Source organism: Roseibium sediminicola, assembly GCF_023156505.1.
Taxonomy (GTDB): Bacteria; Pseudomonadota; Alphaproteobacteria; order Rhizobiales; family Stappiaceae; genus Roseibium; species Roseibium sediminicola.
Genome location: NZ_JALNMJ010000001.1, coordinates 303636 through 320021 on the forward strand (window position 1 = coordinate 303636; position 16386 = coordinate 320021).

Annotated in this window: 13 protein-coding genes; 11 read left to right on the plus strand and 2 right to left on the minus strand. The window is 60.9% G+C overall.

Going from position 1 to position 16386, the window contains the following annotated elements:
• Positions 1-79 precede the first annotated feature (79 nt).
• From M0H32_RS01365 to M0H32_RS01375, 3 genes are all read left to right on the plus strand, one after another.
• Positions 80-406, plus strand: a complete 327-nt coding sequence (locus M0H32_RS01365; protein WP_248149749.1) for a chorismate mutase — start codon at positions 80-82, stop codon at positions 404-406.
• A gap of 84 nt (positions 407-490) precedes the next feature.
• Positions 491-1612: a PQQ-dependent sugar dehydrogenase gene (locus tag M0H32_RS01370; RefSeq protein WP_248149753.1), complete on the plus strand. Its 1122-nt coding sequence runs from the start codon at positions 491-493 to the stop codon at positions 1610-1612.
• Between the two features lie 338 nt (positions 1613-1950).
• A complete protein-coding gene (locus tag M0H32_RS01375) occupies positions 1951-3273 on the plus strand; it encodes a DEAD/DEAH box helicase (protein WP_248149756.1) in 1323 nt (440 codons plus the stop codon).
• 1355 nt (positions 3274-4628) lie between these two features.
• On the opposite strand, the gene M0H32_RS01380 is transcribed toward M0H32_RS01375, so the two are convergent.
• The gene (locus M0H32_RS01380; RefSeq protein ID WP_248149759.1) at positions 4629-6305 is read right to left on the minus strand and encodes an electron transfer flavoprotein-ubiquinone oxidoreductase; all 1677 of its coding nucleotides are present in this window, start codon (positions 6303-6305) and stop codon (positions 4629-4631) included.
• Positions 6306-6709: 404 nt separating this feature from the next.
• On the opposite strand from M0H32_RS01380, the gene M0H32_RS01385 reads away from it, so the two are divergent.
• From M0H32_RS01385 to M0H32_RS01400, 4 genes are all read left to right on the plus strand, one after another.
• Positions 6710-7618 (plus strand): uracil-DNA glycosylase, encoded by a 909-nt coding sequence (locus tag M0H32_RS01385; RefSeq protein ID WP_248149763.1) that lies wholly within the window; start codon positions 6710-6712, stop codon positions 7616-7618.
• Positions 7619-7733: 115 nt separating this feature from the next.
• On the plus strand, positions 7734-8354 hold the full coding sequence (locus tag M0H32_RS01390; RefSeq protein WP_248149766.1) for a PilZ domain-containing protein: 621 nt from the start codon (positions 7734-7736) through the stop codon (positions 8352-8354).
• A gap of 252 nt (positions 8355-8606) precedes the next feature.
• Positions 8607-9464, plus strand: coding sequence for a S49 family peptidase (locus tag M0H32_RS01395; protein ID WP_248149769.1), 858 nt, complete (start codon positions 8607-8609; stop codon positions 9462-9464).
• A gap of 46 nt (positions 9465-9510) precedes the next feature.
• The gene (locus tag M0H32_RS01400) at positions 9511-9696 is read left to right on the plus strand and encodes a hypothetical protein (RefSeq protein WP_248149772.1); all 186 of its coding nucleotides are present in this window, start codon (positions 9511-9513) and stop codon (positions 9694-9696) included.
• Positions 9697-9744: 48 nt separating this feature from the next.
• Here the strand turns inward: M0H32_RS01400 and M0H32_RS01405 are convergent, their stop codons facing one another.
• Positions 9745-11136, minus strand: coding sequence for an MATE family efflux transporter (locus tag M0H32_RS01405; protein ID WP_248149775.1), 1392 nt, complete (start codon positions 11134-11136; stop codon positions 9745-9747).
• A gap of 326 nt (positions 11137-11462) precedes the next feature.
• On the opposite strand from M0H32_RS01405, the gene M0H32_RS01410 reads away from it, so the two are divergent.
• From M0H32_RS01410 to gltS, 4 genes are all read left to right on the plus strand, one after another.
• A complete protein-coding gene (locus M0H32_RS01410; RefSeq protein ID WP_425607284.1) occupies positions 11463-12404 on the plus strand; it encodes a glycine--tRNA ligase subunit alpha in 942 nt (313 codons plus the stop codon).
• A 157-nt stretch (positions 12405-12561) separates the two neighbouring features.
• On the plus strand, positions 12562-13116 hold the full coding sequence (locus tag M0H32_RS01415; RefSeq protein ID WP_248149779.1) for a LemA family protein: 555 nt from the start codon (positions 12562-12564) through the stop codon (positions 13114-13116).
• 11 nt (positions 13117-13127) lie between these two features.
• Positions 13128-15071, plus strand: a complete 1944-nt coding sequence (locus tag M0H32_RS01420) for a DUF2207 domain-containing protein (protein ID WP_248149781.1) — start codon at positions 13128-13130, stop codon at positions 15069-15071.
• 81 nt (positions 15072-15152) lie between these two features.
• Positions 15153-16373: a sodium/glutamate symporter gene (gene gltS / locus M0H32_RS01425; protein ID WP_248149783.1), complete on the plus strand. Its 1221-nt coding sequence runs from the start codon at positions 15153-15155 to the stop codon at positions 16371-16373.
• The last annotated feature ends 13 nt before the right edge of the window (positions 16374-16386 follow it).

Sequence of the window (16386 nt, forward strand, 5' to 3'; positions counted from 1 at the left end):
CCGGGATGACGATGTCGAGGTTTTCAACGGATTGCCGGGCCGGTTGGATTGGCTCGCACTGAAAGACGGAACCCAGCCTGTGAACACGCTGAAACCGGCCGCCAACTGCACCACCAAGCAGGACATCCGTACGGCCATCGACGCCCTGGACGAGGATCTGCTCCGGATCTTCGCACTGCGCCAGACCTATGTCCGGCGCATGGCCGAGCTGAAGCAGAACCCGGACCAGGCCTTCGACCATGACCGGATCGAGACAATGGTGGCGGCGCTGAAGGCGCGCGCCGAGGAACAGGGTCTTGAAGGCGATCAGGTGGAGGCGGTCTGGCGCACCTTGATCGACTGGAATGTCGACTATGAGCGGCGCACGATCGCCGCGCGTCTGGCAGCAAGTCCGGTAAAGAGCTGACCGAAATGTGAAGGTCGGCGGGTTTTCGAGGCAGCAGCGCTCCCTAAATGAAGGGGGAATATCCGACCAGCCGACGGAGCCCCGATGACCCAGAAACCGTTTGTGTCCAGCACCTTTTCCGCAATTGCCTTGGCAATGGTCTTCACGGCCACTCCGGCGGCCGCACAATCGACCTTCCAGCTGGAAACAGTCGCCGAAGGGCTGTCCTATCCCTGGAGCGTCGCGTTCCTGCCCGATGGCGGGTACCTGGTGACGGAGCGCGACGGTGTGTTGAAACGCCTCGACGCGGAGGGCAGACAGGATGTCGTCAAGGACATGCCCGAGGTCTTCGCGCAGGGGCAGGGCGGGTTGCTGGACATCGTGCTCAGTCCGGACTTCGAGACCGATTCAACGATCTACATGACGTTTTCGCAGGGCTCACCGGAAGGCGCCGGGACCTCGCTTTACAGGGCCGGTCTCGCCGACACGCGAAACCCGGGAACGGCACTGGTGGGTGGTGAAACCATCTTCCGCGGCAACAACAAGGCCTATGGTGGTCGCCATTTCGGTTCACGGTTGGCGTTTGCGCCGGACGGCAATCTGTTCATGACGCTTGGCGATCGCGGTGACGGTCCGCGCGCGCAGGACCCGTCTGATCATACCGGCTCCGTTCTGCGCCTGACACCGGACGGCGACCCGGCTCCGGGAAATCCTTTCCTCGATCAGGAAGGCGCTCAGCCGGAGATCTGGTCGACCGGTCATCGTAATCCGCAGGCGGCCGCGATCAATCCGTGGACCGGTGCGCTCTGGACCGTCGAACATGGCGCAAGAGGCGGCGACGAAGTCAACATTCCGGAGGCGGGCAAGAACTATGGCTGGCCGGTAATCTCCTATGGCCGTCATTATTCGGGCGGCAAGATCGGCGAGGGCACCGAGAAGGTCGGCATGGAACAGCCGATCCATTACTGGGACCCGTCCATCGCCCCCTCCGGCATGGCCTTCGTCACCAGCGACAGGTATCCGGACTGGCAGGGGAACCTGCTGGTCGGTGCGCTGCGCGGCCAGCACCTGGCCAGGCTTGAGCTCGACGGTGACCGGGTTGTCGGGGAGGAAAAACTGCTGACCGATCTTGGCGAACGCATCCGCGATGTGCGTCAGGGACCGGACGGCTACATCTATATCCTGACCGACAGCGATGACGGCCGGTTGATCAGGCTGTTGCCTTGACCTTCCGGTAAAACCGGTTGTCCTTCAAATGCTTTTCGCAATTGATCGCTTGACATTTTGCACCGCAGCGACGATACAGCGGGCTGCAACTTCTGCCGCGTGAGCAGGCTGCGCGCCTTTAGGAAAGTGCCACGGGCACATCCGGGGGCCGGCGCATGAAGGTTGCAACATCAGGGCCCAATGAGGGGCCCGACCAGTTCCCATGTCACGCGATGGTCTGGCGGCAAAGAGCCCGGAATGCAAGAAGCATCCGGCTGCCGCGCTCCAACTGCGAACCGCAAGACCCTTCTTGCGGTTACCCAAGCGTATTGAGTTGCGCTTGTATCAAGGATTTTATTTTGACCGACTTTCAAAGCCTGGGACTTTCCGACGGCTTGCTTTCCGCCGTTATCGACAACGGCTACGACGCTCCGACCCCGATCCAGCAAAAAGCGATTCCGTTGATTCTGGACGGCCGGGACCTGATGGGTCTCGCCCAGACCGGCACGGGCAAGACGGCAGCCTTCGGCCTGCCGCTGATCGACCGGCTGCTCGAGGATGCGGAAAGGGCCGGCCCCAAGGGCACGCGCGCGCTGATCCTGGCGCCGACCCGCGAACTGGTGAACCAGATCGCGAAGAACCTGATCTCTTTCCTGAAACACACGCCGCTGCGGGTTGCTTCCGTGGTCGGCGGTGTTTCCATCAACGGCCAGATCAAGCGCCTGTCCAAGGGCACCGACATTCTGGTTGCGACCCCCGGCCGTCTGCTTGACCTTGTCGACCGCAAGGCGGTCGATCTCGGCACGGCCTCCTATCTGGTGCTGGACGAGGCCGACCAGATGCTGGATCTCGGCTTCATTCACGCGCTGCGGCGGATTGCCGGCCTGGTGGCCGACGACCGCCAGACCTTGCTGTTTTCCGCGACCATGCCGAAACAGATCAACGAGCTGGCCAGGTCCTACCTGCGCAACCCGGAACGGGTCGAAGTTTCTCCCGCAGGGCGCACCGCCGACAAGGTGACCCAGTCCGTGCATTTCATGGACCAGACGGAGAAAGGCGATTTTCTTCTGAAGAAACTTAAGGCCGAACCCGACGGGCTGTCGCTGGTCTTCTGCCGCACCAAGCACGGCGCGGAACGGCTGATGCGCAAGCTGTCGCAGGCCGGCATCGCGGCCGGGTCCATTCATGGCAACAAGAGCCAGAACCAGCGCGACAAGGCCATCCGGGATCTGCGTGAAGGCGCCATCAACGTGCTCGTGGCAACGGATGTCGCGGCGCGCGGCATCGACATTCCGGGCGTCAGCCATGTTTACAATTTCGAACTGCCAGAAGTGGCGGAAGCCTATGTCCACCGTATCGGCCGAACGGCCCGTGCCGGCGCGGACGGCGACGCGATCGCGCTCTGCGCGCCCGAGGAAATCGGCCTGTTCCGCCAGATCGAGAAGCTGATCGGTGTCGATATCGAAGTGGTCAGCGGTGAGATCCCGCCGATGTCCGCGGCGGCCGGCCGTGCAAAGCGCGGCGGCGGTGGCGGCGGCCGTGGCGGCAACAACCGCGGCAGCGGCCGTCCGGGCGGCAAGAAGCCGTTCGGTAAACAGGCGTCTTCCGGCGACAACGACAACCGCTCGCAGGCCAAGCGCCCGCGGCGCCGGCGTCAGGGCGGACGCAGGGACGCGGCCTGAACCGGTCATTCCTCTGCCTTGAAAAGAAAATGCACCGGGAAGTGGCCTTCCCGGTGCCTACCTTGTGGTCGATGGGTTTCAGAAGCGTCAATGCCGCCTTGAATGTAGTGTTCGAAGTAACATCAGACCTTCAACCGAAACCGCCGCAATCCGGCAAAAGGTCAGCTGTCCTTCTGTCCACAAGGTATCCAGCCGCTTGCACGGCTCGATCTGTTCATCTCGTCGGGAAAACCGCGGGAACTCCGCGAAGACCTCAAAGGACCCCAAGAACTTGGTGGTTCACTTCAAATCTGCCCCGTTAAAGTAAAACTAAATTAACGAACTTGAGTCTGCAATCACAACCGCTTGAGCGCCACTGCGCATGTGGATAAAGAAATAGTGATTTAATTTCAGGAGCTTAGGTGGGTTTTGCTTGTTTTGGTGCTTCAAATCCGAGCAATTGCTGATTGAATCAAGGTTGTGACGGCTTCTAGAAGTTCTTAGATTTCAAAGAATTGAGCTGATTATTTTCTTTATCTATTGTGATATAGAAAAAATTTATGGGTGACTTCCTGTCCTGAAATGCAGCTATGTCTTTGGCGAAAAAGAAAAATTGGTTTCCCTTTTCGGCACTGTAAATTGTGCGGATGTCTTGAGTTATCGTGACAGTGTGTCATTTCACGCAATCCGAAAGACGCCGACCTGATTTTTGACCAAATGGTATAGCAAAGCCTTTTGGAGCCATAACAAGTTCTTATTCGGGCCACTATTTGTTTGACCTTACCGTTGGGTGAGGTTATCCCGGCGCCATCGAGGCTTTGGTTAACGCGGTTTAACAATCAAAAGCCCAAAAAATCCAGATCCTGTTCTGGCATAAGTGCACGCTGGCTCCATCGGGACCAACGACCCCAATAGAATTGCCTGCTTTCGGGCGGGCACGACCTTGTGGCGCGGGCGGCCGCGCTGCGGCTGCGAACGTGCGACCCCGCCCGTCCGCGGTCCGCGCGGTTGACAACCGCAACAGGCTGGACCCCCACAACCGCCAGCCTGATACGACCCATCGGCCACAAGACTGCGGCACCGGAAAGGTTATCTTTCCGGTGCCGTTTGTTTTTGAAGCCACTGCAAACAGTCAAACAGGACTGTGTTTGGCGAACCCTTCGTTTCGTCATCCCGGCCAAGCAAAGCGCGAGCCGGGACCGGGGAGCCAGGAGCCTGACTATTTCTATTTCCGTGCCTGATCAAAAGGCCTGGGCACGCCGGTCCCGGATCTGCTCTGCGCTCCGTCCGGGATGACGCAGGAGAGGATTGTTTGACGCACAAACTGAAAAAGCCGCGACGGATCGCGGCTTTTTGATTGTCTCTTGTCGTGCGTCCTACATATTCGGATAGTTCGGACCACCGGCGCCTTCCGGCACCGTCCAGGTGATGTTGCCGTTCGGGTCCTTGATGTCGCAGGTCTTGCAGTGGACGCAGTTCTGCGAGTTGATCTGGAAGCGCGGCGCATCCTCGCCTTCTTCCACCCATTCATAGACCCCCGCCGGGCAATAGCGGTTGGAGGGACCCGCAAAGACATCGTGTTCCGACGATTTCTGCAGCGCCTCGTCCTTGACCTTGAGGTGGATCGGCTGGTCTTCCTCATGGTTGGTGTTCGACAGGAACACCGAGGACAGCTTGTCGAAAGAGACGACGCCGTCCGGCTTCGGATACTCGATCTTCTTGCAATCCTTGGACGGCTTGAGCGTTTCGGAATCCCGCTTGCCGTGCTTCAGCGTGCCGAAGAAGGAAAAGCCGAACAGCTCGTTGGTCCACATGTCCAATCCACCAAGGCCGATGCCGGCCCAGGTACCGAATTTCGACCAGAGCGGCTTGGCATTGCGGACCTTTTTGAGGTCCGTGCCGATCGGGCTGGCGCGCCAGGCCGTGTCGTAGTCGGTCAGTTCGTTATGCGCTTCGCCGCGGCCGATTGCGGCCATGACTTCTTCGGCCGCCAGCATGCCGGAGAACATGGCGTTGTGGGAGCCCTTGATGCGCGGCACGTTGACAAGACCGGCGGAGCAGCCCATCAGCAGGCCGCCCGGGAAGGACAGTTTCGGCACCGACTGATAGCCGCCTTCGGTGATCGCGCGCGCGCCATAGGAAATGCGCTTGCCGCCTTCAAAAGTGTCCCGGATCGCTGGATGGGTCTTGAAGCGCTGGAACTCGTCGAAGGGCGACAGCCACGGGTTCTCGTAGTTGAGGTGGACCACGAAACCGACGGCAACCTGGTTGTCTTCCAGGTGGTAAAGGAAGGAACCGCCGCCGGTCTTGCCGTCGAGCGGCCAGCCGAAGGAATGCTGTACCAGGCCCGGTTTGTGTTTTTCCGGATCGACCTGCCACAGTTCCTTGATGCCGATGCCGAATTTCGGCACGTCGCTGTCCTTGTCGAGACCGAATTTCTCGATCAGCTGCTTGGCCAGCGAGCCGCGCGCACCTTCGCCGATCAGCGTGTATTTGCCGCGCAGTTCCATGCCGCGGGTAAACATTGCGTTGGGTTTGCCGTCGCGGCCGATGCCCATGTCGCCGGTGGCGACACCGACCACATTGCCGGCATCATCGTAGAGCAGCTCGGCGGCGGCAAATCCCGGATAGATCTCGACACCAAGCGCTTCGGCCTTTTCAGCCAGCCAGCGGCAGACATTTCCGAGCGAGACAATAAAGTTGCCGTGATTGTTCATCAGCTTGGGCATGAGCATGTTCGGCAGCCGCATGGAGCCCGCCGGACCCAGCACCAGGAAATGGTCTGCCGTCACCGGTGTTTTAAGCGGCGTATTTTCCTCGCGCCATTCCGGCAGCAGCTGGTCCAGGGCGATCGGATCGATCACCGCGCCGGACAGGATGTGGGCGCCGACTTCGGAGCCTTTTTCCAGCACCACGACGCTCAGCTCTTCGCCTTTTTCATTGGCGATCTGTTTCAGCCGGATGGCCGCGGCAAGGCCCGCAGGACCTGCGCCGACAATCACGACATCCACATCCATGCTTTCGCGTTCGCCAAGCGCTTCTTGTTCGCTCATCTTTTCTCCCTCCACCCAAAAGGGCCTGCCCGGTTCAACGGACGCGCAATCGCGGGCGATCGGCGTCCGGAAGCTGTTGCATCGCCGCCAAAACCGCTTTTCCGCGCCCGGCAGGCCGCTGGTTGCTCTAGCCCTAACGCCTATCTGCCCCATTTTGCAGCGCAAAACACGACATTTTTCATCGCCGATTGCGAAATCGGACGGCCTTCGTCCAAGTTTGGCCCAGATAGATCAAAGCAGGCGGGAAGCGTCAAGAGGAAAGATTACGTTTACGTAAGCGTAAGTATGGGGTTGAATTTCGCTTGTGAACAGACGCTGGAAAACCCGAACCAATCCGGTTTCCCGGAGCTGGCATGCTTGTACTCTGCCGCTGTCCGGGTAAACTCCGCGCCGGAGGCCCATCCTTGCAACAAGTTCCCAACGACCCGCGCCAGATCGAAGCCCTGCTGGATTTCTACACCAGCGCGGGGGTGGATTGTTTTTTGGGCGAAGACGCGGTCGACTGGTTCGAGCTGACCAGGAGGCAGGCTGAGCAGCGGGCGCAATCCCGGCCGCAGGCACCTGCAGCCGGCCCGACGCATACGCACGCGAGCGGCCCCGGCCGGGGGAGTGGACCGAACCACCCGATGCCGGCCGCGGCTGCGCCGCAAGCCCGCGTCCCCGACGCCGGGCAGACCGCTGTCCTGCCCGACGCGCAGGTCATTGCCGCGGCGCGCGACCAGGCCGCCTCAGCGGCATCGCTTGAAGATCTTCAGGCGTGCCTTGCGGCCTTCGACGGCTGCAATCTCAAGCTGACCGCCAAGAAACTGGTGTTTGCCGACGGCAACCCGCAAGCCCGGCTGATGTTTGTCGGCGAAGCCCCTGGCCGTGACGAGGATCTGCATGGCAAGCCCTTTGTCGGCCGGTCGGGACAACTTCTGGACCGTATGCTGGAGGCGATCGGCCTGGATCGCTCGTCCGCTTATATCGCCAATGTGGTGCCCTGGCGTCCGCCGGGCAACCGGACACCGACGCCGCAGGAAACTGAAATCTGCAAGCCCTTCATCGTCAGGCAGATCGAACTGGTCAATCCGGACGTCCTTGTGTTTCTGGGTGCGGCCTCCGCCAAAACCCTGCTGGGCGTTCAGGACGGCATCCGCAAGATGCGCGGCCGCTGGATGAGCTATCCGGGCAAGGGCAAGGAGATAGCGGCCATTGCCACCTATCACCCGGCCTACCTGTTGCGCAGTCCGCTGGAGAAACGCCTGTCCTGGCGGGATTTCCTGAGTATTCAGGACAAGCTTACAGGCGGGAGCGCGACCCGCGAGCGGTGATCCTGCGTGCGTTTCGGCGCGGATTCTCCACAGCTCCGCAGCCTTCTGTGACCTTGAGTTAACCCGGATTTCAGAGTTCGGGTTGCATGCTTGCGTGTAGGGCGAAAAGCGTGACGTGAGCAATTCTTCTATGGCAATGGACGCGGATAACAGCATTACGGCGCTGGTCGTCGATCTTGCGGACATGTCGTGTTTCGAGGCAACGGCCTATGACCTGACAGAGAAGGGCTGCTGGATTGCATCCGACAAGATCGACCTTTTGAAAGAAGAGGTCGGCCTTCGAATTGCCGGTTTCGACAAGCTGATCCGGGGCACGGTGATCGCCTATGGCGATGAGGAAGCCCAGATTTCCTTCCAGATCAAGCGGGAAGAACCGGGTGAAAAGCGCCGTGAAATCCGGCGCCCTGTCTGGATCACCGCGATTGTCTGCGGCCAGACCCATCCGATCACTATGAAATGCCGTATCGTCGATGCCAGCAAATCCGGTTGCCGGCTCGAAGGCGATACGGTCGACCGTCTGCCGGAGGTGATCGAGATTTCCATTCCCAGCCTGGACCTGCCGATCACCGGAACAATCGTCTGGCGCAAAAACGGTCAGGCCGGCGTTCAGCTGAAATGGCCGTTCGAGCCTGATCCGGAACCGAAGACGGAACAGTTGCTGAAAGCCCTGGAAGAGGAAAAGAAGGCAAAAGCCAAGCCCAAGCCGAAAAAGAGGATCAGTGCCTTCGGGAGCTGAGCGGTCTTTCGGCGCCTTTCTACCCTGACCGCACTTTCAGCGTCATCCAGAGGAGGACCGCCAGGTCCGTCTCGAAGGATCCTCAGAAAGTTTCTGATGCCATGGCCGATCTTTCGAGACAGCGCTAACGCGCTTCCTCAGGATGACGCGGAAGGTAACTGCGCGCCTTACCTCATTCGCTTCCCCTCTTTCAATCCCGGCTCGCGATACATATATCGAGCTGAGATTATGAACTCTTTCAGGGCTTTTCGCGTGTTTTCAACCCTTCGCAGCTATCTTCCCAAACCCTTCAAGAACGACAAGACCATCATTCCGGTCGTGCGGCTGCAAGGTGCCATTGGCGGAGGCGGACCAATTAAGTCGGGTCTGTCGCTGGCCACGGCCGCCATTCCGCTCGAAAAGGCCTTTGCGATTAAAAAGGCCCCGGCCGTCGCACTGATCATCAATTCACCCGGGGGCTCGCCCGTCCAGTCACGGCTGATCTTCAAGCGGATCCGGGATCTCGCCAAGGAGAAGGAAAAGGACGTTCTTGTCTTTGTCGAGGATGTCGCCGCCAGCGGCGGTTACATGATCGCGGTGGCAGGCGATGAGATCTTCGTCGACCCGTCCTCGATCGTCGGCTCCATCGGCGTGGTCGCGGCCGGCTTCGGCTTCACCGAAATGATCAAGAAGATCGGTGTCGACCGCCGGGTCTATACGGCGGGCGAGAAGAAGGTGATCCTGGATCCGTTCCAGCCGGAAGTGGAGGAGGACATCGAATATCTGAAGTCGCTTCAACTAGACATTCACGAGACTTTCATCGATCTGGTCAAGTCCCGGCGCGGCGACGTGCTGGCTGACGATCCGGATCTCTTCAGCGGCAAGTTCTGGACCGGGCGGACCGCCATCCAGTTGGGCCTCGTCGATGCCATCGGCGATCTGCGCGGTGTCCTCAAGGAGCGCTATGGCGACAAGGCCGAGCCGAAGCTGATCTCCGCGCCGCGCGGCCTGTTCGGCCGCAAGGCCAGTGTCGGCGTTGGTCTGGGCGCCGGACGGCTGGTCGAGGGCCTTGGCGGCGAGTTGATCTCCTCGGTAGAGGAGCGGGCGCTTTGGGCGCGCTACGGCCTTTAATAAGGCATATTGCCCGGGTGATAATCGGGCAGAGAAGGGGAACGAGATGACTGAATTGATAGGCGTGGCCGCGCTGGCCGTCGGTGGCTACTGGATCGTGCGCCGCGTCAAGCGCAAGATGGCCGAAGTCGAGGCCCAGATCTCCCGGGCCGCGGCGAAGGCCGACCCGAACGGACGCGGACCCAAGCTGGTGCTGGACCCGGACACCGGCAAATACCGTCCGCAGGCCTGATCCGAACTGAAGGGGTGGCGGGCAACCCTCATCGCCCGCCGTTTATTATCAAGCAACAGCTTCCGCCCGGAACAGCCCCCAACGGGCCGAGCCGCCACGTGCCGTGGCTGAGAGCACGGCCGCCGTCAGCACGACAAGCAGGGCTTCGGCCACCGGGCCGGACATCCAGATACCGCCTTCACCAAAGCCAAGCGGCAGCACGAACAGCAGCGGCAGGAAGAACGCGTAGGGTTTCACCAGGCTGAGAACGGCCGCGCGCGGGGCATCGCCCAGGGCCTGGAAATAGGTCGCGACGACCATCAAGGGCCCGGCAGCGAAATACATCGCCACCATCACGGGCAGGATGCGCCCGATCTCGCCGACAACAGCATTGTCGTCGACAAATGCGTAGCCGATCCAGGGAGCACCGAACACCAACACGGATTCCACCACCGCACAGTAGAACAAGGCAAGGCCGAGTCCGAGCCGGAGCGTGGCGTCGGAACGCTGCCACAACAGCGCGCCCGCGTTGTTGCCCACCATCGTCTGAAAGGCCATGGAAAGGCCGAGCAGCGGCAGATAGGCAAAGGTCATGATCCGCGTCGTGACACCGAAGGCCGCCACGGTGGATTCATACCCCTCGGCCCCGAACCGCTGCAGCACGATGATGGTCGCCGCCGCCCCGAGCGCGATGCCGATGAAACTCAGGCTTTGCGGTGCGCCAAGCGCCAGGATGTCGCGCCAGTCCGATGTCAGCGGCTTTGCGAAGACATCCTTCGGGCCAAGCGTGGTGTGCCCGCGCAGCCGGTAGCCGATTACGAAGACCAGTGCGAGTGCCTGGGCCAACACGGTTCCGAGCGCGCTGCCGGCCACGCCGAGGTCGAGCAGGACGATCAGCACGTAATTCAGCGCCAGATTGGCGAGGGACACGGACAGGCTGAGGCCGGCCATCATCATGACGTGGCCTTCGTTGCGAAGGGCGTCGGAATTGACCGCCAGCACGAACATCAGCGGCGAAAAGCCGATGGTGATCGCCAGATAGACGTAGCTCATCGAGGCGATCACATATGATCCATCGGCCGCGGCCAATGTTGCGGTCCCACCGAAGGCGAGCAGAAGCCCGATCAGAACGACACCCGCGGTCAACGCCAAACCATGCGCACCGGCGAAGACGGCTTTGGCGTCGTCAAACCGGCCACCGCCCAGATGGCGGGCAAGCAGGCTCGACATGCCGCTGGACACCAGCGTCGCCAGGGCGGCCATGAGCATATAGGCGGGGAACATCAGCGTGACCGCGCTGAGCGCGTCCGGGCCGACATAGATCCCGAGAAAGATCGCATCGGCGACGGTGAGAAGGCCGTTCATGCTCATGACGAGAATGATCGGCAGGGCGGTTTTCAAAAGAGTCGAGACGATCGGTCCATGCGTGAACGAATTCGCCCGGGAGCTGTCTTGCGACATTCTGGTCTCCAAATATGGGCATTTCGATTTTGAAGGAGGGGCTCGCATTGCCACCAGCGCGAAATGCGTCGTGGAAACAGAAAGTCTTTTCAGCCGGACTTTCACCAGGACGATAACGTCTGCGAGCGGCGGGCAGTCCGGAGCCGAAGAGATTGCTATCCGGAACGGAGGTGATCGTCAATCCGGAAACGGCAAGTGCCGCCGGTACGGTTGATCGATTTCCCACCCGCCACCTTGACCTTCACCCCGCATCGTGGCACCTGTCGCCGCCGGAACCAGCCATTTTTGCGGAACACCCCATGTCGACTGAAACCCTGCCGGCGCATATGCGTCCGGAAAACTCCTTTCAAGGCCTGATCCTGACCCTGCAGCGCTATTGGGCCGACCAGGGCTGCGTGGTTCTGCAGCCTTACGACATGGAAGTCGGCGCGGGCACGTTTCACCCGGCAACAACCCTGCGCTCGCTCGGGCCGCGCCCGTGGAAGGCTGCCTATGTGCAGCCGTCCCGCCGCCCGACCGACGGCCGCTACGGCGAGAATCCGAACCGGCTGCAGCACTATTACCAGTTCCAGGTGATCCTGAAGCCGTCGCCGGCGAACCTGCAGGAGCTGTATCTGAACTCGCTCTATGCCATCGGTCTCGATCCGAAGGTGCACGACATCCGCTTTGTCGAGGACGACTGGGAAAGCCCGACCTTGGGCGCCTGGGGCCTCGGCTGGGAATGCTGGTGCGACGGTATGGAAGTGTCGCAGTTTACCTATTTTCAGCAGGTGGCGGGCTTCGAGTGTTCGCCGGTTTCCGGCGAGCTGACCTACGGCCTGGAACGCCTGGCCATGTATATCCAGGGTGTCGATAACGTCTATGAGCTGAATTACAACGGCATGGATGGTGCCGACAGGATCACCTACGGCGACGTGTTCCTGCAGGCCGAGCAGGAATATTCCCGGCACAATTTCGAGCATTCCGACACCGAAATGCTGTTCCGCCACTTCAAGGACGCGGAGGCCGAATGCCGTGCGCTTCTGGAAGCCGGCGCGAAGGCCCGCGACGACAAGGGGGCCAATGTGCACCAGGTGGTGCTGCCGGCCTATGACCAGTGTATCAAGGCCAGCCACGCCTTCAACCTGCTGGATGCCCGCGGCGTGATTTCGGTCACCGAACGCCAGAGCTACATTCTGCGGGTGCGCGAACTCGCCAAGGCCTGCGGCGCGGCCTTCCTGGAGACCGAAGCGGGCGGCGTCGGTTATCACAATCAGGCTGCTGAATAACTCTCCACGGGTTCTTCTCCCGTCGGCGCCAAATTGTGTTTCAGGGCACAGAATGGCGTTTGATACCGCACTGAAACAATTGAGACGGTCCAGGCGGGATGACAATCCCGCTTCCGGCGGCTAGCTTCCGAAACCTGTTTTTTCGGAGGTTCCCCTGATGGCCTGGTTTATTCTCGCGCTTCTGATCGCGATCAGCGTCTTTGCGATCGTGCTTTACAACGGTCTGGTCAAGAAACGGCAGATGACGGAGGAGGGCTGGAGTGGTATTGATGTCCAGCTGAAGCGGCGGGCCAACCTGATCCCCAACCTGGTCGAGACGGTCAAGGGCTACACCTCCCACGAAAACGAGACGCTGAAATCCGTAACGGAGCTGAGAGCCCAGGTCAGCGCCATGCCCAAGGAAGACGTGGCGGGCAGGGCCCAGGCCGAAGGCGCGTTGTCGCAGGCGCTGGGCCGGCTGTTCGCGGTCGCCGAAGCCTATCCGGACCTGAAAGCCAGCCAGAATTTCTCCGACCTGCACGAGTCTCTCGACGAGATCGAAAACGCCATCCAGATGGCCCGTCGCTATTACAACGGCGCAGTGCGGAACCTGAATGTGGCGGTCGAGAGCTTCCCCTCCAATCTGATCGCCAGCCAGTTCAAATTTGAAAAGGCTGAGTATTTCGAGATCGAGGACGACGCCGACCGGGCCGTGCCGGACGTGAAGTTCTGAGAGGCGCGGATATGACTTTTCATCGCATGTGCCTGGCCATTGTCTCGGTCTGTTTCCTGCTGCTTGCCAATCTGACCGCCCAGGCGGACGAACGGGTTCTCAATTACCTGTCCGACATCGAACTCGGTGCCGATGGCGGTTTGACCGTGACCGAAACCATCACCGTCCGTGTCGAATGGAACCAGATCGAACGGGGCATCTACCGGGACTTTCCGCTGACCGCGAAGGCCGCGAACGGACGGCTCTACCGCGTCGGCTTCGATCTTCTGTCTGTGGAGATGGACGGGGAGCCGGCGCCCCATTTCATCCGCGACAACAACAAGGGCATCCGCATCTATGTCGGCGAGGAGAGCCGCTTCGTTCCGAAGGGCATTCACACCTACACGCTGAAATACCGGACCGATCGCCAGGTCCGCTTTTTCGACACGCATGACGAGCTCTACTGGAACGTAACCGGCAATGACTGGTCGTTTGCCATCGATGAAGTGACCGCCCGGGTGACGTTGCCGGACAGCGTCAGGGCCATCGAATGGACCGCCTATACCGGCGCTTTTGGCGAGACCTACCAGAATTACACCGCAGAAGCGTCCGACGATCGCTCGGAGGTGACGTTTAAAACCACTCAGACGCTCTGGTACAATGAGGGTCTGACAATTGTCGTCACCATGCCGGTTGGCTCGATTGCCCGGCCCGACAGCTCCCAGGCCTTTCAGAACTTTCTTCAGGACTACCGGGCCGACCTGATCGGCGGCGCCGGTGCGTTGATTGTCTTTGTCTTTTACCTGATCGCCTGGCTGAGGGTTGGCCGGGATCCGGCGAAGGGGGGCATCTTTCCGCGCTTCACACCGCCAGCGGACATTTCGCCGGCGCTGGCCAGATACATCGACAAGCGCGGTTTTGGCGATGGCGGCTGGATCGCCCTGTCGGCGGCCTGTCTCAACCTCGCGGTCAAGAACCGGTTGAGCCTCCGCGAGGAGGACGATGACATGACACTGTCCCTGAACATCCGGGGGCGTGATGGCAAGGCGCCGGGCGAGGACCTGCCCAAGGGCGAGGCCGCGCTGGAAAAGTGGCTCGACAAGCGGGGGCATCCGTTGAAATTGAACAAGGCGAACGGCACATCGATCCAGAAACTGGGCAATATTTTCACCGGGGCGATCACCAGCGAGAACCACAATGTCTTCTTTCGGAGCAACTGGCTCATTCTGGTCACGGGTGTCCTGTTGAGCCTGGCAACTCTGGTGGCCTTGTTCCTTCTCGCGCCGCAAGCTCCGAACGAGCAGGAATTCATGATCCTGTTCCTGTTCCTGTCAGTGTTCGCAACGGTGTTCCCCTCTGCCTTCGGGCTGATTTTTCTGCCCGTCAGCAACTACCCCCTCCGCATTGTGATCGTGTTGGCCATCGTCGGGATTGCCCTTTTCGGGGCCGCCCTCCTGGCGGGCCTCGCAACGGGCGGCCTGGACACGCTGCCGGCCGTTCCGGTCGTGGTGATGGTGCTGGTTGGAACCAACCTGCTCGCCATGTCCTTCATGGGCGCACCAACGCTGCTCGGGCGCGAGAAGCTCGATATCATCGAGGGTCTGAAGCTCTATCTGTCGGTTGCCGAAAAGGACCGCTTGAACATGAGCGAGGCGCCGGACATGAGCACCGGCCATTTCGAGGAACTGCTGCCCTATGCGGTGGCGCTGGGCGTTGAAAAGCCCTGGGCCAAGGCGTTTGAAGGCTGGCTGGCGACGGCGGCGGGGGCCGCTGCGGCGGCCAGCTACAATCCGCACTGGTATGCCGGTCGCGATTTCGATGTCCGCCGCATTTCTGACAGCGTCGGTCATACCGCAAGTGCCATGGCCGGTTCCTTCCAGTCTTCTGTGCCCGCGCCATCCTCTTCCAGCTCCGGGTCTTCGGGCGGCGGCTCGTCCGGTGGCGGTGGTGGCGGCGGTGGCGGCGGCGGCTGGTAGTTTCGCTTGCGCTGAAACCGGTCCGGAGCTTCTATAGCACATGGTTTTTGTTCTTTGCTTCGGACGGTTTCAGGGGATTTCATGACCGGTGACGCAGTTTCCTTCAGTGAATTCGTGAGTTTCAACCTGGCGATCCTGGTCTATTTCCTGGGCGTCAGGCTGAACAAGAAGATCCCGTTTCTAAGACACTACAACATTCCCGAACCGGTCTCGGGCGGCTTGTTGGTCGCGCTACTGGCCCTGATCGTCTATCTCGGCTTCGGCAAGGAAATCGGCTTCTCGCTGCAATCGCGGGACTACCTGCTTTACTGCTTTTTCACGGCGATCGGCCTCAACGCCCGCTTCTCCGATCTGGCGAAGGGCGGCAAGCCGCTCTTGATCCTACTGATCCTCACCGTTGGATACATGCTGCTGCAGAATGCGGTCGGTACCGGTGTCGCCGCCGCGCTCGGACTACCGGCCGGGTTCGGCCTGCTCGGCGGCACCATCTCGCTTGTCGGCGGTCATGGCACGGCGATCGCCTGGGGCCCGAAACTGGTCAGCGACTACGGTGTCGTCGGCGCCGTTGAAATCGGTGCGGCGACAGCAACGCTCGGCCTGATCGCCGCCAGCTTGTTGGGCGGGCCCGTCGGCAATTATCTGATCGAACGGCGTGGCGCCAAACCGGATCCGGACGCCCCGGAAGAAGCGCCCATGATCGGCATTGAAAGCGACCGGGAAGCCGACACCAGCGTTACCCATACGGGCCTGATGCGCGCGCTTCTGGTGCTCAACATCGCCATCGCGCTGGGTGTCGGCCTGCAGGAGGCTCTGGTGGCCGGGATCGGTCTTGATCTGCCGGTCTTCGTCTGCTGCCTGTTCTGCGGGATCGTTCTGTCCAACACCGTGCCGGTGATCTTCAAGAAAATGACCTGGCCGGCACGCTCGCAATCCCTGGCGGTTCTGTCGGACCTGGCGCTCGGCATCTTCCTGACCATGTCGCTGATGAGCCTGCAGCTCTGGACGCTTGCGGGCCTGGCCGGTCCAATGCTGCTGATCCTGTTTCTGCAGATTGTCGTGGCCGCGCTGTTCATCATCCTGGCGGTCTTTCCGCTGATGGGGCGCGACTACAATGCCGCCGTACTAGGGGCGGGCTTCGCCGGATTTGCCCTTGGAGCCACACCGACAGCGATTGCCAACATGACGGCGGTCACAAAGCGTTATGGCCCAGCCACCCAGGCATTTCTGATCCTGCCGCTGGTGTCGGCCTTCTTCGTCGACCTGGCCAACGCGGCCATCATCCTGTTGTTCCTGGGAGGCTGAACCGGGCAGAGGG

Coding starts and splice junctions, on each gene's coding strand:
- gltS (WP_248149783.1), top strand. CDS start 15,153: ATGACCGGTGACGCAGTTTCCTTCAGTGAATTCGTGAGTTTCAACCTG.
- M0H32_RS01420 (WP_248149781.1), top strand. CDS start 13,128: ATGACTTTTCATCGCATGTGCCTGGCCATTGTCTCGGTCTGTTTCCTG.
- M0H32_RS01415 (WP_248149779.1), top strand. CDS start 12,562: ATGGCCTGGTTTATTCTCGCGCTTCTGATCGCGATCAGCGTCTTTGCG.
- M0H32_RS01410 (WP_425607284.1), top strand. CDS start 11,463: ATGCGTCCGGAAAACTCCTTTCAAGGCCTGATCCTGACCCTGCAGCGC.
- M0H32_RS01370 (WP_248149753.1), top strand. CDS start 491: ATGACCCAGAAACCGTTTGTGTCCAGCACCTTTTCCGCAATTGCCTTG.
- M0H32_RS01405 (WP_248149775.1), bottom strand. CDS start 11,136: ATGTCGCAAGACAGCTCCCGGGCGAATTCGTTCACGCATGGACCGATC.
- M0H32_RS01400 (WP_248149772.1), top strand. CDS start 9,511: ATGACTGAATTGATAGGCGTGGCCGCGCTGGCCGTCGGTGGCTACTGG.
- M0H32_RS01380 (WP_248149759.1), bottom strand. CDS start 6,305: ATGAGCGAACAAGAAGCGCTTGGCGAACGCGAAAGCATGGATGTGGAT.